The following is a 17,068-nucleotide window of genomic DNA, read 5'->3' on the forward strand; positions in this document are numbered from 1 at the left end:
GCTGGAGCCGATTGAGCGTGCCCATCGTCAGCAACAAGCGATGCAGCGTCAGCACCAAGATACGCATGCTGGTAATGGCTGTCACCGCGGTGGCACTGCTGGCCTCGTTCGTCGCCTATGCCCTGCTCGAATACGCCGACACGCGCCGCTCATTGGTCAACCATGTCGACAAACTGGCCTCCGTCGTGGCGCACGGCTCCGCAGCCGCGATCGAGCTGGATAATCCCGAAACCGCGACACGCGTACTCGAGGCCTTGAGGGCCGAAGGCGACGCACACAGCGCCGCCGTTTACCTCACGGACGGGAGCCTGTTCGTTGAAGAGGACTGGGTCGAGAAAGATGAGCCCGCCGAAAACGACGACGGCTGGATAAAGCAGGCGATCGCTGACGGTAAGGCTACCAGCCGCTTCGATGCCGAAGACCTCGACTTGCTCGTACCCATCCATCGCGGCGACGACGTGATCGGATATCTGCACGTCGAAACGGACCTTGGTCCGATGTACGACCAGTTCAAGTGGTATTTCGCATTCTCCCTGCTGGTCTTTCTGGTCGTGATGCTGATCGTGGCCGGACTGGTCGGCAGGCTGCAACGCAGCATCACCACACCGCTGCGCGACCTCGCCAAGGGTATGCGGCGGGTAACCGAAGAGCAGAACTTTCAGCTGCGCTTGCCGCAACACTCCGGCGACGAGATCGGCGACCTGATCAACGGCTTCAACGACATGTTGCATCAGATCGAAGAACGCGACCGCGAGATCCAGGCACACCACGAAGAACTCGAATCCAAGGTCAACGCGCGCACCCACGACCTCGAAGAAGCCAAGACTCTCGCCGAGGCCGCCAGCCGGGCAAAGAGCGAGTTTCTCGCGACGATGAGCCACGAGATACGCACACCGATGAACGGCGTACTCGGCATGACCGAACTGTTGCTCGGCAGCGGCCTGGTACCGCGCCAGCAACGATTGGCCGAAACGGCCTATCGATCGGCGGAACGCTTGCTCGGCGTGATCAACAACATTCTGGACTTCTCCAAGATCGAGGCAGGAAAGCTCGATCTGCAACTCGACGATGCCGACCTGCGCACCTTGTTCGACGACACCCTGGAGATCTTCGCCGACCAGGCCCACCGCAAGGGTCTGGAGATCATCGCCGACATCCCCCCCGACCTGCCGCCGCGGGTGCGCTGCGACGTCACCCGCCTGCCGCAGATATTGATCAACCTGATCGGCAACGCCGTGAAGTTCACCGAGCATGGCGAAGTCACGGTGCGTGTTGCCACCGAGCCGGCACAAGACGGCCGACTGAAACTGCACATCGACGTTGCCGATACGGGGCCGGGCATCAACGAAGAACAGTGCCAGTACATCTTCGACGCATTCGTACAGGCCGACAGCTCATCGTCGCGTCGCTTCGGCGGCAGTGGGCTCGGTCTGACCATCACCCAGCGGTTGGTACAACTGATGGGTGGCGAGATCACGCTACACAGCGTGCCGGGTGAGGGTACGACCTTCAAAGTGACGGTCATGGTCGAATTGGCACAGTCCGACAACGACGACGACATGTCGCTGCGCACGATCAGCGGGCTACGCATCCTGATCGTCGACGATCACCCGGTCAATCGAGACATCCTGTCCGGTCAGGCCAACGTATGGTCGTTGCGCAGCGATGCAGCGGCCGACGCAGCGGAGGCACTGGCCCTGGCGCGCAAAGCGGCCAGCGAGGGTGACCCCTACCGTATCGCCATCATCGATTGGCAGATGCCCGAAGTCGACGGCATAGAACTGGTGAAACGCCTGCAGGCAGACCCGCTGATACCGCCGCTGTCGCTCATCATGTTGAGTTCTGCCGGGGACGACGATATCGCTACGCAGGCGAAAGACGCCGGCGTGGAGTGCTACCTGACCAAACCCGCCCGCCAGGACCGGCTGCTTGCCTGCCTGCTGAACGCACAACGCGGTCTTGGTCAGCTTTCCGCTACGCCAACCGAAACCGCCAATGTGCCGCAACTGGGCGGCCGGCGCGTGCTGCTTGCCGAAGACAACTACGTCAACCAGGAAGTCGCCTTGGGCATGCTCGAACTCATGGACTGCGAGGTCGACGTGGCGGAAAACGGCGAGCAGGCGATAGAGGCGTTCAAAGAGCAGGAATACGACCTGATACTGATGGACTGCCACATGCCGGTGGTTGACGGCTTTGCGGCGACCAAGGGGATACGCGAACTCGAACAACGCCTTAACCGCGAGCGTACGCCTATCATCGCGCTGACCGCCGATGTGCAAAAGGGTACCGATGCGCAATGCCGCTCGGTCGGTATGGACGACTACCTGAGCAAACCCTTCCGCCAGGAGAAGCTGGCCGAGGTAATGCAGCAATGGCTGGCAACATCGTCGCCACACCTGAATGCATCCTTTGAGTCGCCGGCGGAGACAGACTGGCCAGTCGTGATCGATCGCGATGTGATCGAACGGCTGCGCGCGCTCGGCAAAGCGCGCAACAAGGACATGCTCGGCAAAGTGGCCACCCTGTTCCTCGAAGACGCTGCATTGGCGTTGACGCAGCTGCGACAGCTCACCCAGCAGAAAGAACTCGAGGCTGTTCGTCAAAAGGCCCATGCGCTCAAGTCGGCCAGTGCCAATCTCGGGGCCACCCAGCTTTCCCAAGCCTGCACCGAGTTGGAGGCAGCCGCACACAACAACCGCGGCGAACTGATAGACACCCTGTTTGCGAATCTTGAAACGTCAGCGAACGACGCGATCAGCGCCATCGAATACCTGGTTGCGGGCACCGCGGCGATGGCGGCACCCAGCGACAGCGATCCTGTCGGGCACAACGACAAGCACATACTGGTCGTCGACGACGATCCGGGATTCCGCCTGACTACCGCCGAAGTCTTGCGTGCCGAGGGTTTTGCCGCGACCGAGGCTGCCAACAGCGAACAGGCACTGGTGCTGGCGCAACGGCGCCAACCCGACCTGATCCTACTGGACGCCGTGATGCACGGCGCGGATGGTTTCGAGACCTGCCGCCGACTGCGCGCCGACGCCAACACACACGACATACCGGTCATCATGGTCACCGGCCTGGATGACACCGAATCGATCGACAAGGCGTTCGATGCCGGTGCGACCGGTTTCACGACCAAGCCGGTCAACTACGCCTACCTGCTGCAACGTGTGCGCTTCATTTTGCGCGCCAGCGACAACGAGGCCGAACTGCGCAGCCACAAACAGATGTTGCAGACGGCGCAGCGCGTGGCGCGCCTCGGCTACTGGCGCTGGGATCCTGCCGGCGGCCGCTTCGAGATTTCCGACAACCTCGCTGAGATGTGTGGCATCGACACATCGACGTTCGATACCACGCTCGATGCGTTTATCGCACTGATCGCCGAAGATGACCGGGACAAGGTAAAGGCACGCATCATGGGCGCACTGCACGAGCGTCAGCCGGAGCTGTTCGACTACCGCATCATCGGCAAGCGCAAAGACGCCATCGTTGTCAGCCAGGATCTCGAACTGGTCACGAGCAACAGCGGGCTGAATGTGCTGGGTACCGTGCAGGATGTGACCCGCCAGCGCCAATCCGACGATCGTATCCGCAAGATGGCTTACTTCGACGAGCTTACCGGGCTCGCCAGTCGCAGCCATCTCATGCAACACCTCGAAGACACCATCAAGGTGGCACGTCGGCGGGAAGAGAGCTTCACCGTGCTGTTCCTCGACCTCGACGGTTTCAAGGACGTCAATGACAGCCTCGGCCACGATGTCGGCGACTTCATGCTGGTCAGTGTTGCGCGTCGCCTGCAAAGCGTGATCCGCGACGTCGACTTCGTCGCTCGCCTCGGCGGCGACGAGTTCTGCATCCTGCTCAATGACAACGGCGACGAAGTCGATGCCGCCGAAGTCGCCACGCGCTGCCTGGGCGCGATCAATCAACCCATCGAATTCGGCACACAGGGCTGGCGGCCGCACGTGAGTATCGGCCTGGCGCGCTTCCCGGATGATGGGACTACCGGCAACGCCTTGCTGAAGGCGGCCGACAGCGCGATGTACGCGGCGAAGAAGGCCGGCAAACATCGCTACGCGTTCTATCGTCCGGAAATGACCGACGAGGCAGAGCGTCGCTTGGCGGATGAGCAGATGCTGCGCGACGCCATCGAACAGCATCAGTTCGAGGTGTACTACCAGACCCAGGTCGATCTGCAGACCGGGCTGGTCATCGGCGTAGAGGCCCTCGCCCGCTGGCACCATCCGGAGCGCGGCGTGATCTCGCCCGGCGAGTTCATCCCAACGCTCGAGCGCATCGGCCTGATCGAACAACTCGGCAACTGGGTCACACATACCGCGTGCCAGCAACTCGTAGACTGGATGAACGCCGGCGTGCCCGAGATGCAGGTGGCGGTCAACATTTCGCCGCTGCACTTCCGCAACCCGCTGATCGTCGACGCGGTTGCCGAGGTGCTTCGAGATACCGGGCTTGAGCCGCGCTTGTTGGAACTGGAGATTACCGAAAGCTGCGTGCAATCCGACAGCCAGGCCCTTGGTGTTCTGGATGAGTTGCGCAAGCTGGGCGTACGTATTGCGATCGACGATTTCGGCACGGGTTACTCGTCGCTGGGTTCGCTCAAGCACCTGCCGATCGATACGCTGAAGATCGACCGCCTGTTCGTCGCCGATGTGCTCAACAGCAGCGAAGACGCGGTTATGCTCGGTACGATCATCTCCCTGGCGCATGCACTGAACTACACGGTCGTCGCCGAAGGTGTCGAGGTGCGCGACCAGGCGGTCGTGTTGGCCGGCCTGTTCTGCGACCAGGCACAGGGCTATTTCTTCTCCCGGCCGGCGCCGGCGGCAGAGGTTCCGGCGCTGCTGAATGAACCGCCCTTCTTCACAACCGCCGCAGACGCTACCGAACCCAGCCCGGCAGCACGCGTCGGCAACGGGGAGACCTGACGCGATGCCGACGCCCGGCGCATCCGCCACGCGCAAGCCGCTGGAAAAAGACCGTGTGCCGGTGCTGCCGCCCGGGGCGCCGTTTCTGCTGCAGGCGCTGAACGACGAAAGTCTGAATTTTTCCGAAGTGGCCCGTGTGGTGGAGCGCGTACCGACGGTCGCCGCTCGCCTGTTGTCGCTGGCCAATTCGGCGTGGTCGTCACCGGCCAGCCCGATCATGTCGATCGAGCATGCCTGCAGCCGCCTCGGCCTTGGCGTGGTGCGTACGGCAGGTGTGGCGCTGGTCGTGTCGCAACCGTTCAACCCCCAGCGTTGCCCGCCATTCGACGCCCCCTTGTTCTGGCACACCGCCTTGCTGTGCGCCGAGAGCGGCACCTGGCTGGCAGGTCATCTTGCGAGCGATCGGGTGTCGGCGGCGCGAACCGGCGGATTGATCAGCAACCTCGGGCTGTTGTGGATGGCCGAGACGCTGCCGCAGGAAACGGCAACCGCCCTGAACGAATCGGCAGAGGGCGAATTCGGGCAACTCAACGAGATACTCAAGCAGACCTGCGGCATGGGCTATGACGAAGCCGGCCAGTTGCTCGCCGAGGCCTGGAAGCTGCCACAAGCCCTGTGCACTGCCATCGGTAACCTGGTGTCACCGGCAGCCGATGCCGACATTCTCAGCCTTATCGTGCACTCCGCCGCGCATATGGCCGGCGCGCTGCGCCGCGGCCAGGCGTTCGATGCACCGATCGATGCCCTGCTCTCACTGGGTATGGACGAAAGCACGCAAGCGGCCGGTTTCGAACACCTGCAGCAGACGAGCAAACGGACACAGGAGATGGCGGCGGCGCTGTTTCCGAGCAGATGACGATCCCTGCGGGATCGGCAGCCGGCATTGCCTAGTCGTCGGCCCCGGCGAAATAATCCGTTGCTTCCACCAAGCGCCGGCGGGTTCCCGCCTCAGCCGCCGAATGACCGGCGTCGGCGATGATCGAAAGCTCGCTACCCGGCCAGGCTTCGTGCAAGGCCCAGGCGTTCTCCAGTGGACAGATCACATCGTAGCGTCCGTGTACGATCACGCCGGGGATGCCTTCAAGTTTGGCCGCGTCTTCCAACAGCTGATTGGGACGCAGAAAGGAATCGTTATTGAAGTAGTGGCACTCGATGCGCGCCATGCTCAACGCCACGTGTGGGTCGGCGAAGTGTGCGGCAACGCGTTCGTCCGGCAGCAGGGTGGCCGTACGCCCTTCCCAAATGGACCACGCCTTGGCCGCAGCAAGACGGCGCAGTTCATCCTGGCCGGTCAACAGCCGATGGTAGGCCGAGAGCATAGCGTGGCGATCGTTGGGGTCGATCGGTGCGACGAAGTCGTCCCAGTAATCCGGGAACAGCCGGCTGGCACCTTCCTGGTAAAACCACAGGATCTCGTGCGGGCGGCACAAAAAGATCCCGCGCAACACCATCGCCCTGACGCGCTCCGGATGCGTCTGTGCGTAAGCCAATGCCAGCGTCGAACCCCACGAGCCGCCGAAAACCAACCACCTGTCGATGCCGAGGCGTTCGCGGATCTTCTCGATATCGCTGACCAGGTCCCAGGTCGTGTTGTTGTTCAGATCCGCATGCGGCGTCGACTTGCCGGCGCCGCGCTGGTCGAACAGCACCACGCGGTATACCTCAGGATTGAAGAAGCGCCGATGATACGGTTCGCAACCAGCACCCGGCCCGCCGTGCAGAAACAGGGCCGGCACACCCTCCGGGTTGCCGACCTCTTCGATGTAGAGCGTATGGACGTCGTCGACAGCGAACATCTCGCTGCGATAAGGCCGGATCTCGGGGTACAAGTCTTTCATGGTGAAAGAGTCTAACGCGAAATTCGCCAAGCCGCCGTGGCGTATCGGGACGCGGCCATCGGATTTGTCCTACATGGCCGGTCGAGTTTGCCCCTAACCCGGAATTAGGATCGCGTGCACACTGAACACCGTCATCGACAGGACGACACGCAGGGTCGACGCCCGTAGGTGTTGCAGCAGCAACATCGAGCCGCAGCGATGACAGCCAACCTAGGCAACCCGGTCTGCTCGCGGCCGGGTTGCCTTCTAGACCAGACCGAAAGCCTTGCCTCCGGACCCGACCTACGATCAGCCGCGCGCAGAACGCTTGCGCTCGTGTTCCTTCAAGAACTTCTTGCGCAGGCGGATCGCCGCCGGCGTGATCTCCACCAACTCATCGTCTTCGATGAACTCGAGCGCGTATTCCAGGGTGAGCTTGATCGGTGGAGTCAACGCAATCGCATCGTCCTTGCCCGCGGCGCGAATGTTGGTCAGCTGCTTGCCTTTGAGCGGGTTAACGACCAGGTCGTTGGCGCGCGAGTGAATACCGATGATCTGACCTTCATAGACATCGTCACCGTGCGAGCTGAACAGGCGACCGCGCTCCTGCAGGTTGAACAGCGCATAACCCAGCGCCTTGCCCTGTCCATTGGAGATCAATACGCCGTTCTTACGCGAGGCGATGCCACCGCTCTGCGCGGGCCCATAGTGATCGAACACGTGGTACATCAAACCGGTACCCGAGGTCATGGTCATGAACTCGGTCTGAAAACCGATCAGGCCGCGCGAAGGCATCATGTAGTCGAGACGGACACGCCCCTTGCCATCCGGCACCATGTTCTTCATCTCGCCGCGACGCTCGCCGAGCGCCTCCATCAACGAGCCTTGGTGCTGTTCCTCGATGTCGATCGTGACCTGTTCGTAAGGTTCGCAGACCTCGCCATCGATCTCGCGGAAGATGACCTCGGGTCGCGACACCGCCAGCTCAAAGCCTTCGCGGCGCATGTTCTCGATCAACACCGACAGGTGCAGTTCGCCGCGCCCCGACACCTTAAACTTCTCCGGATCGGTACCCTCTTCGACACGCAGTGCCACGTTGTGGATCAACTCGCGTTCGAGGCGGTCCTTGATCTGGCGCGACGTCAGGTACTTGCCTTCCTTGCCGGCAAACGGCGAGGAGTTCACTTGGAAGGTCATCGAGACGGTCGGTTCGTCGACCGTCAGTGCAGGCAGGTTTTCAACGTTTTCCGGATCACACAACACATCCGACACCATCGGTGCCTCGATACCGGTGATCGCGATGATATCGCCGGCCGATGCGCTGCTGACTTCGTGACGCTCCAGACCGAGATAGCCGTACACCAGGCCCACTCGCGCCTTGAAGGTATGATCCCGACGCACCACGGTGACCTGCTGATTCGGCCTGATCGTGCCGCGTTTGACGCGTCCGACCGCAATCGCGCCGACGTAGCTGTTGTAGTCGAGATTGGATACCTGCATCTGCAGTGGACCGTCGGGATCGACATCCGGCACCGGGCAATGCTTGACGATGGCCTCGAACAACGGCGTCATGTTGCCTTCATTGACGCCTTCCTCAAGCGAGGCATAGCCGTTCAGCGAAGACGCGTAGATGATCGGGAAATCGAGCTGCTCGTCGGTCGCGCCGAGGTTGTCGAACAGGTCGAACACCTGATCGATGACCCAACTCGGACGCGCACCGGGCTTGTCGACCTTGTTGATGACCACGATCGGACGCAGCCCGTGTTTGAATGCCTTTTGCGTGACGAAGCGCGTCTGCGGCATCGGGCCTTCCTGCGCATCGACCAGCAACAGCACCGAATCGACCATCGACAACACGCGCTCGACCTCGCCACCGAAATCGGCGTGTCCGGGCGTATCGACGATATTGATGCGGTAGTCGTTCCAGCGGATCGCGGTGTTCTTCGACAGGATCGTGATGCCGCGCTCCTTTTCCTGGTCGTTCGAGTCCATGACCCGCTCGACCGCGCCAAAACGCTCGCCGAGCGTACCCGATTGCTTGAGAAGTTCGTCGACCAACGTGGTTTTGCCATGGTCGACGTGGGCGATGATCGCCACGTTGCGAAGATTCTGGATCACGGAACTGCACCGCAGGTAAGGAAAAGGCGCGGAATTATACCTATCGATGCGGCCGTGCGATATGGCCGCGAGAATGCGCGCGTCACTCTTGCGGCGCCGACCGGCTCAACGCCTGATGCAGCCGCCCGGCCTCGGCATGCCCCTGAGCCGCGGCCCGCGCCAACCAATCGATCGCCGCCCGGCGGTCGGCCGCCCCGCCCATGCCTTCGGCCAACATCACGCCCAACAGAAACTGGGCATCGGCCAGCCCCTGGCGCGCTGCCGCCGCCATCCAATGGCGAGCTTCAACCCCATCCGGCGCTGCGCCATGCCCGGTTGCCAGGCAATGCGCGAGATTGAACTGCGCCTGCGCCACGCCGGCCTCAGCGGCCCGCCGGTACCAGGCCACGGCTCTGGCCGGGTCGCGCGGATATCCGCCGATGCCGTGATCGTAAGCCGCACCGAGATTGAGCTGCGCCCAGGGCTCACCGGCCTCGGCACGTGCCTGCAGACGCCCCTCTGGCTCGGCATTCGCCGTTTCAGCCACCGCCCCACCCACCCAGCACAGCAGCCATAGCGCCGCACCGGCAACCACACGCCGACGAGCGCTGGACAGGCAGCCTGCAAAACCTGTGGAAAACTTTGTGGATGACTTCATGACCGCCAGATTGCACGCCGACAATTCATTGTTCTCAACAAATATCCGCAGATTTAGCTTTTAATTTCAATAAATTAACGCGAAACGAACAAAATTCTCACCGCGTTGGTGCAGATTTGGCAGACGGCTGCACCGCTCCAGACTGTGAATAACTTTGCGCGTGCCGCCCTTCATCCGGCCCACTGCGCAAGCGGGAGGGCGCGCTCGGCAAGCATGCCCGAAGCACGCCGCCGGAAGTGTTCAGAAGCCGTGCTGGGCGCGAATCTGCTCGATCCTGGCACGCAACTCGTCAGTCAGATCGGTCGGACGCAGACGACCGAAGATATTCTTGAGGACACGCTGCTCGTTGGCGTCGACCACACCATCGCGCAGCGCAATCGCTACCAGTCGGTCCAGTTCGTCGACCTGCAACACGCCGTCGTCGGCAAAACACTGGATTGAGCGGAAAGTCATTTCGAGGTAGTCCCGGTTTTCTTTGGTCATTGCATTCCCTTGAGTGTCGATTCTTGCAGTCACGTGGACTGTCTAAAGCATGGTCAGACAGAACATACCGCGACCGCCAGCTTAAAAAAACAAACGGAGTTCGCTCTATTAGAGCAAACTCCGTTCTGCAAGACCCGCCCGCCAGGGCGGCGTCTATCAATTGGTCTTGAAGGTGCTGATCATCTGCTGCAGGTGCGTCGAGATCGAGCCGAGGTCGGCGGTCGATGCCTGCAGATCGCCGGCACCCTGGCTGGTCTGTTCGGCGATCTCGCTGATCGCCACCATGGTGCGATTGATCTCGTCGACGCTGACGCTCTGCTCGCCGGCTGCGGCCGCAATGCTGGTCGACGTATTGGTGATCGTCGAGATGCTCGAAATGATCGCTTCGAGGCTCTGACGGGCCTCGTCGGCACGTTCGACAGTACCGCGAGCCTGGGTGCGCCCGGTCTCCATCACGGTTACGGCCTGTCGCGATGCCGTCTGCAGGCGCTCGATCATGCCGTTGATCTCTTCGGTCGACTCCTGGGTACGACTGGCCAGACTGCGAACCTCATCGGCAACCACGGCAAAGCCACGCCCCTGTTCACCGGCACGGGCGGCCTCGATCGCGGCATTGAGCGCCAGCAGGTTGGTCTGCTCGGCGATGCCGCGGATCACGTCGAGTACGCCGCCGATGCGGTCGCTGTCTTGTTCGAGTTCGTGGATGACGGTCGACGCCTGCTCGACGTCTGCGGCCAAACGGTCGATTTCCGACTGCGTGGCGGTGAGTACCGTCTGGCCACGTTCGGCCGATTGTTGCGCCGACAGGGCCGCATCGGCACCGGTCTGCGCCATGCCCTGCACTTCGTGCGCGGTCGCGCGCAGTTCGGTGGTGGCAGCGGCGACACGCTCGGTTTCCTCGGCCTGGCGCATGGTCCCGGAACTCGCCTGCTGACTGACCAGAGAGAGCTGGTCGGCGGCGGCAGTGACACGCTGCGCGGTCTCGGCCACCTCGGAGATCGTGTGCCTGATCTTCGCCAGGAAGCTGTTGAAGGCGGTCGCCAGCTTGGCAACTTCGTCTCTGCCCTGGAAAGTCAGCTCGCGGGTCAGGTCGCCATCACCGTTGGCGATCTCTTCCATCGCACCGACCGCGGCGTTCAACTTGCAGCTGATACTGCTGGCGATCAGCCAGGAAACCACCAATCCGATACTGAAACCGGCGATCAGCAGGGTCCAGACGACGCTTTGCGTGTCGACGGCCGACTCGACCAATGCGGCGCTCTGGCTGGCGATCTGCTCACGCAGCATGGTGACCAGCTTGTCCGCTTCGCGCGACAGGTCGCTCATCAGGGGGCCGACCTCGGTACGAATGAGGTAGACGTCGGTGTAGGCGCGTTCGCTGCCGTGTACTTCGAACATGTTGTGCAGCGCCTCGACATACGATTCGCGCGCCACAACCAGCCGCTCCAGGGCGTCAGACTGTTCAAAGGTCAACTGATCGGCTTCAGCAGCCGCCTGCAGGCGTTGCAGGGCACCGGTGTTTTGTTCGAGATACAGCATCGTGTTTTCGTTCAGCGCTGCGTCACGGAAGGCCAGGAAGCCGCGCATGCCGTTGATGACCTGGCCCCACGAGTAACGCAGGTCCTGGATCGCGCGCAGCACATCGATACGGCCGCGCAGCGCCTCCACGCCCTCCGCGCTCTCCGGGTTGGCCGATGCGTTGCCGAAGGCGTCGTATTGCGGATCGGCGGTTACCAGGGCTTCGAGATCGTCGATCGCCTCCGACTGGGCGTCGTTCTCGGAGCTGAGCATCTCGCCCAGGGCCTGCAGAATCTCCATGTGGCGCGGATTGAGCGACTGCTCAGCGATCAACATGGCCGGCATGTTCTTCACGTTCGAGCTGGTGAGATCGAGGATTTTCTGCTCGTAGCCGCGGAAGGTCTCGACCTTGCCGGCGACGGTATCGAATGCCGTCAACGCCGCTTGATCGCCCAGTACCTGCAGCGTCTCGCGCGCCCGGTCGGTGGCGGTTTTCAGCGCGTCGTTGTCCTGCTGATAACGTTGCTTGTGGCCTTCTTCACCACTTTTGAGGTAAAAGCCCATCGACGCCGCAGTGCTGTGCACCTGGTTTTCGAGCGACATCAAGGCAAAAACCGCGGGCTGGATCTGTTCGACCACCCGGTGTGTGTTTTCTTCGGTATTTGCTGCCCCACGCAAGCCCGCCAGCGAGACCGCCAACAGCGCCGCCAGCACGACGCCGAACGCCGCCCCCAGCTTCTGCTTAATGGACAGGGCATCCATCAATTTTTTCATTGTCACACCATCCCGTATCAGAATTTCGGGCTCTTGTCGGCCTTACCGGGGTGTAGCGACCAAATGGCGGGCGGCTTGAGTAACCGCCTTCGGGAATCAGGAACTAGGAGAACGGTAGCCCATCGATTGAGAGCCGGTCAGGTCCCAGGAGAAGGTGCAGTCGAGTTCAGACAGCACGGCAATCAGGCCGCTCTCACCGTCTCGCAGGATGATCGACAGCGGCGAGCGCCGACCAAAACGGCGGTGTCCCTGTCGCACCCAGCGCCCCGCCATACGGGGGTTTCGCGGGTAGGTAGTGCGCAGCGCGTCCGAGATACGCAGCAGGTAGCTGGCACGGCGCAGAATCACGGGATCGTCGGGGAAAACGTCGGTTCCTTCGCGAAATTTGTTCAGCGCGCGGGCACGCATTTTTTCCGGCAGGCACAGCACGCCCTGGATCTCCTTGCTGTCCAGCCCCCAGGAATCGAGCAGCCCCATGACGGCTTGCGTTATGTCGCCGAGGGCTTGCTGCTGTTGCTGTTCGCTCATATTTCCTGCTCCGCGGGGAGGCTTCCCGCCGTCGGTGGGCGTCGACCGGGTGTCGAAACCTTGTAAATTACTCGGATATTAACACCGGGGCCCGGCAGGCTTTACCCCTTTCGCTCCCGGGCTTTTCAACCGAACAGGCGCTGCCACCAGCGCCGACGGCCGGCCGGCTGGCGCGCGGCCTCGAGGTCTACCGGCGCAATCCGGCTGAGCACCCAGCCAGGCAACGGCGGATTGTCGCTGTAACCGCACGACACGCCGAGGTTGTTTGGATCGTAGATCTTGACCATGGTCGGCGCGTCCGGTCTGTCGGCATAAACGATGCCGCAATAGTCTTCGTCGTGCTCCTTTCGCAACAGCTGATCGATCTCATCGATGAACCTGAGCAGGGCATCGGCATCGACAACGGTGTCGGGCGGAGGCTCACCGATTGCGTATACGAACCAGCCATCCGGCGCCGCACGCAATCGCTCCCACAGCGCATCGAGCTGCGGCCACCGCAGGGCGGAGGTGAAGCTGCCGCGGAATGCGGCAAGATAAGGCGGTTGTTCTACGGCTGGACTGCTCAAGATCGGGTTCCCTGCAAAGCGTTCGGTGAAAGATGCCATCATAGGAGGCGCAACGCTATACTTGCGCGTTTTCCGAATGGTAGGTTGCTCCCGTATGAAAGCCCTGCATCAGTCCGAACTGTCGGGACTCAAACTGATCAATCGCGGCAAGGTCCGTGACATCTACGAGGTGGACGCCGATCACCTACTGATCGTCACCACGGATCGGCTTTCTGCCTTCGACGTGGTTCTGCCGCAACCGATCCCCGGCAAGGGCGAAGTGCTTACCCGGGTGGCAAACTTCTGGTTCGATCGCACGCGCGGAATAATCCCCAACCACCTGAGCGATCTGGCACTCAACAAAGTGGTACCCGATGCCACCGAACGCGCAACGCTCGGCGACCGGGCGATGATCGTGCGCAAACTCAAACCGCTGCCGGTCGAGGCGATCGTGCGCGGTTACCTGATCGGCTCGGGCTGGAAGGACTACCAGGCCACCGGCGGTGTATGCGGCATCCAATTGCCCGCGGGCCTGCGTATGGCGGACAAGCTGCCGCAGCCGATCTTCACCCCGTCGACCAAGGCCGACGTCGGCGATCACGACATCAATATCGATTTCGCACAGACCGTCGACCTGCTCGGCAAAGACCTTGCCGAACAGGTGCGCGACGCCAGCCTGCGTATCTATAGTGAGTGTGCCGAATACGCTCTGCAGCGCGGCATCATCATCGCCGACACCAAGTTTGAGTTCGGTCTCGACGACGACGGGCAGTTGCACCTGATCGACGAGGTGCTGACGCCTGATTCATCGCGCTTCTGGCCGGCGGATCAATATCAACCCGGTTCCAGTCCGCCGAGCTTCGACAAGCAGTTCGTGCGCGACTATCTGGAAACGCTCGATTGGGACAAGACGCCTCCCGGCCCGACACTGCCGCAAGAGATCATCGACAAAACCGCTGAGAAATACCGCGAGGCCGAGTCACGCCTGACGGGCAGCTGAACTCCATGACACGCATCACGCTGTACAGCACCCGCAACTGCCCGCATTGCCGGCAGGCAAAGGCCTACCTGCAGAACAAAGGCGTGCGCTTTCAGGAGCTGGACGTGCAACAGAACGCCCGCGCACAGAAGGCATTCAGCCGACTCGGGGCGCGCGGCGTGCCGGTGATCATGGTCGGCGAAACGCGGATCGACGGTTTCGATCGCAAACGCCTCGATCAGGCCCTGGCGAAGGTCGATCGCCCTTGAGCCATCCGTATGAACGCCTGACGCCCGATCTGATACTCGATGCCGTGGCCGCCCAGGGCTTGCAGCCCGACGGCCACCTGCTGACGCTCAACAGTTATGAGAACCGGGTGTTCCAGATCGGCATCGATGAACAAACCCCGATCATCGCCAAGTTTTACCGGCCGGAGCGCTGGAGCGATGCGGCGATCATCGAGGAGCACAGGTTTTCGCTGGCCCTGGCGGCAGACGAAATTCCGGTTGTAGCGCCACTGCAGTTCGGCGATGACGCCACCCTGCTGAGCCACGAAGGTTTTCGCTTCGCCCTGTTTCCGCGGCGCGGCGGGCGCGCACCGGAGCCCGGCGATCTGGACCAGCTGGAATGGATCGGCAGATTCATCGGTCGCATCCATATGGTCGGCGCAGCCCAGCCATTCACCGACCGCCCACCGGTCGACGTCGCCGACATGGGCTGGCCCGCGCGCGACAATGTCTTGCAAAGCCCTCTACTGCCCGCGCACGAGCAAACCGCCTACTCCGAGACCAGCGAACAGTTGCTCCGCGAGATAGAACGCCACCTCGCCGATACAACCTATCGCAAGCTGCGACTCCACGGCGATTGTCACCACGGTAACATTCTGTGGACCGACGACGGCCCGCATTTCGTCGATCTGGATGACTGCCGCAATGGCCCCGCGATACAGGATCTATGGATGCTGCTGTCCGGCGACCGCACCGAACGAACGATCCAACTGAGTGCGATGCTCGATGGCTATCGCATGTTCTGTGATTTCGATACGCGCGAGCTGGCGCTGATCGAACCGCTGCGCGCGTTACGCATGATTCACTACGCCGGCTGGTTGGCCAGGCGTTGGGACGACCCGGCCTTTCCCGCCGCCTTTACCTGGGCGACGTCACCGCACTACTGGTCGCAACATATCCAGGATCTGCGCAATCAACTCCACGAACTCGACCAGCCGCCGTTGGTGCTGTACTGACCGACACCTTCAGCCAACGACCCGCCGCCAATAGGTGGACCGCCAGTAGTACAGCACGGTGGTATCTTCGTAGGGGTATGAATCGGCGTATTTGGTGCCGCGTTGCGGCTCTTCGATATTGTCGCGCTTGACGTCGATCGGACGCCATTGCTCGTCCCTGGGTTCACCATCGAACGGCTCGCGCGTCAGCCCACGTTTGCGCCGTTCGCACGAGCCGTGCGCAACATAGTTCTTCTGCCCTTCCACCAGGCTGACATGATTTGCGCTACCCGGCATGTTCGGGAACCGCAGCTGATCCAGGCTGTCTTCCCAACCACAGATCGGGCACTCTTGATTAAAGCCCGGTTGGTAATCGAACACCCTGTGTCCACAGCATGGACAAGGAAACTTGTTGGAATACACCGGCATCTCCCTGATTCGTGACGCATCCACTATAACGATTTAGGGAAAGCGCCGGAAAATTTCGCTGTCCTCGCCGCGATTCCATGGAACCGGTCGATAGCAGGAGAGCATAGTGCAAGAGCCGCAAATGTTGACCCCACGAATTCTGGTGACGACGGACTTCAGCGAAGAAAGCGAACGGGCGTTTTATCACGCGCTGTCGTTTGCGGTCGCCAAACAGGCGCGCCTGACGCTGCTGCACACCGGCGCAGAAAGCCGCAACAGTGTGCCGTGGGAACGGTTTCCCGGCGTGCGCGATACCTTGTGCAAGTGGGGCCTGCTTTCGGCCGACGCATCACGCACCGCCGTTATCGAGCAACTCAATCTCGACGTCGCCAAGATGGCGATGCGCGACGACAACCCGCGCGAAGGCATCACCGATTACCTGCGACGCCATCCGACCGATTTGCTGGTCATGGCGAGTGAAGGTCGACGTGGCCTGGGGCGTCTATTCAGTTCTTCGGTTGCCGAGACGGTATGTCGGCGCACTCGCAGTCATACCCTGATGCTGCCGAAGCGTGGTAGCGGCCTGGTTGATAGCGCAACGGGCAAATCGAGCCTGGAACGCGTGTTGTGCCTGGTAGACCCTGCGACCGATCCGCGTCACGCGTTCGCCTACCTGACGCAATGGCTGCCGACGCTCGGCGGACGCGAAGTCGACGTGATCGTTATCGCGATGAACGACAACCATGAAATGACGGCCGTGCTGCCGGAACCGCCGGGACAGTACTGGCGCTACGCGCAATCGAGTGGCGACATCCGGCAACGCATCAGCGAAGGCGTTCGTGAAAGCAAAGCCGAACTCGTCGCCATCGTTACCCGCAAACCGCGCGGCGTACTGACACGGGTGCGCGACAGCATCGTCGACCTCGTGTTGCGCGAATTGAAACTGCCGTTGTTGTCGCTACCGGCGGAATGAGCGATCGACATATGTAGGGTGTTGGCAACCGTCGCCAGAGAATACATAACTGAACGCTGTACTGCGTTCGCAGCGAACAACGAAAAAGGGCGCCGTAGCGCCCTTTTTCGATCAACT

At 61.8% G+C, this 17,068-nt stretch carries 14 protein-coding genes; 6 read left to right on the top strand and 8 right to left on the bottom strand.

What is annotated here, in order from left to right:
* The first annotated feature begins 17 nt into the window (after positions 1-17).
* Together B1781_RS18785 and B1781_RS18790 are read left to right on the top strand one after the other, a co-directional pair.
* Entirely contained in the window at positions 18-4,949 is a 4,932-nt protein-coding gene (locus B1781_RS18785; RefSeq protein WP_125932176.1) for a response regulator, read from the top strand.
* Between the two features lie 4 nt (positions 4,950-4,953).
* A complete protein-coding gene (locus tag B1781_RS18790; protein ID WP_164513465.1) occupies positions 4,954-5,805 on the top strand; it encodes an HDOD domain-containing protein in 852 nt (283 codons plus the stop codon).
* 31 nt (positions 5,806-5,836) lie between these two features.
* On the opposite strand, the gene pip is transcribed toward B1781_RS18790, so the two are convergent.
* From pip to B1781_RS18825, 7 genes are all read right to left on the bottom strand, one after another.
* Positions 5,837-6,787 (bottom strand): prolyl aminopeptidase, encoded by a 951-nt coding sequence (pip, locus tag B1781_RS18795; protein WP_078121127.1) that lies wholly within the window; start codon positions 6,785-6,787, stop codon positions 5,837-5,839.
* A 288-nt stretch (positions 6,788-7,075) separates the two neighbouring features.
* The gene (gene typA, locus B1781_RS18800; protein ID WP_078121128.1) at positions 7,076-8,884 is read right to left on the bottom strand and encodes a translational GTPase TypA; all 1,809 of its coding nucleotides are present in this window, start codon (positions 8,882-8,884) and stop codon (positions 7,076-7,078) included.
* A gap of 82 nt (positions 8,885-8,966) precedes the next feature.
* On the bottom strand, positions 8,967-9,521 hold the full coding sequence (locus tag B1781_RS18805; RefSeq protein ID WP_125932177.1) for a tetratricopeptide repeat protein: 555 nt from the start codon (positions 9,519-9,521) through the stop codon (positions 8,967-8,969).
* Positions 9,522-9,761: 240 nt separating this feature from the next.
* Positions 9,762-10,004, bottom strand: coding sequence for a hypothetical protein (locus B1781_RS18810; RefSeq protein ID WP_078121130.1), 243 nt, complete (start codon positions 10,002-10,004; stop codon positions 9,762-9,764).
* A 156-nt stretch (positions 10,005-10,160) separates the two neighbouring features.
* Positions 10,161-12,296, bottom strand: a complete 2,136-nt coding sequence (locus B1781_RS18815) for a methyl-accepting chemotaxis protein (RefSeq protein WP_078121131.1) — start codon at positions 12,294-12,296, stop codon at positions 10,161-10,163.
* Positions 12,297-12,392: 96 nt separating this feature from the next.
* Positions 12,393-12,824: an antitoxin Xre/MbcA/ParS toxin-binding domain-containing protein gene (locus B1781_RS18820; RefSeq protein WP_078121132.1), complete on the bottom strand. Its 432-nt coding sequence runs from the start codon at positions 12,822-12,824 to the stop codon at positions 12,393-12,395.
* A gap of 125 nt (positions 12,825-12,949) precedes the next feature.
* Positions 12,950-13,390 carry a hypothetical protein gene (locus B1781_RS18825; RefSeq protein ID WP_174575418.1) on the bottom strand — a complete coding sequence of 147 codons (441 nt, stop codon included), beginning with the start codon at positions 13,388-13,390 and terminating at the stop codon, positions 12,950-12,952.
* Positions 13,391-13,484: 94 nt separating this feature from the next.
* Here B1781_RS18825 and B1781_RS18830 point away from each other — a divergent pair, with 94 nt between their 5' ends.
* From B1781_RS18830 to B1781_RS18840, 3 genes are read left to right on the top strand one after another with little or no spacing between them, the layout of a single operon-like run.
* Positions 13,485-14,369: a phosphoribosylaminoimidazolesuccinocarboxamide synthase gene (locus B1781_RS18830; RefSeq protein ID WP_078121133.1), complete on the top strand. Its 885-nt coding sequence runs from the start codon at positions 13,485-13,487 to the stop codon at positions 14,367-14,369.
* A 5-nt stretch (positions 14,370-14,374) separates the two neighbouring features.
* Positions 14,375-14,617: a glutaredoxin family protein gene (locus B1781_RS18835; RefSeq protein WP_078121134.1), complete on the top strand. Its 243-nt coding sequence runs from the start codon at positions 14,375-14,377 to the stop codon at positions 14,615-14,617.
* Positions 14,614-15,591, top strand: coding sequence for a serine/threonine protein kinase (locus tag B1781_RS18840; protein ID WP_078121135.1), 978 nt, complete (start codon positions 14,614-14,616; stop codon positions 15,589-15,591). The genes B1781_RS18835 and B1781_RS18840 overlap by 4 nt, the downstream gene beginning before the upstream one ends.
* Positions 15,592-15,600: 9 nt before the next feature.
* On the opposite strand, the gene B1781_RS18845 is transcribed toward B1781_RS18840, so the two are convergent.
* Positions 15,601-15,999, bottom strand: a complete 399-nt coding sequence (locus B1781_RS18845) for a CPCC family cysteine-rich protein (RefSeq protein ID WP_078121136.1) — start codon at positions 15,997-15,999, stop codon at positions 15,601-15,603.
* Positions 16,000-16,120: 121 nt separating this feature from the next.
* On the opposite strand from B1781_RS18845, the gene B1781_RS18850 reads away from it, so the two are divergent.
* Entirely contained in the window at positions 16,121-16,951 is an 831-nt protein-coding gene (locus B1781_RS18850; protein ID WP_078121137.1) for a universal stress protein, read from the top strand.
* Positions 16,952-17,068: the final 117 nt, after the last annotated feature.

This window comes from Thiosocius teredinicola, from assembly GCF_002009425.1.
Taxonomy (GTDB): Bacteria; Pseudomonadota; Gammaproteobacteria; order Chromatiales; family Chromatiaceae; genus Thiosocius; species Thiosocius teredinicola.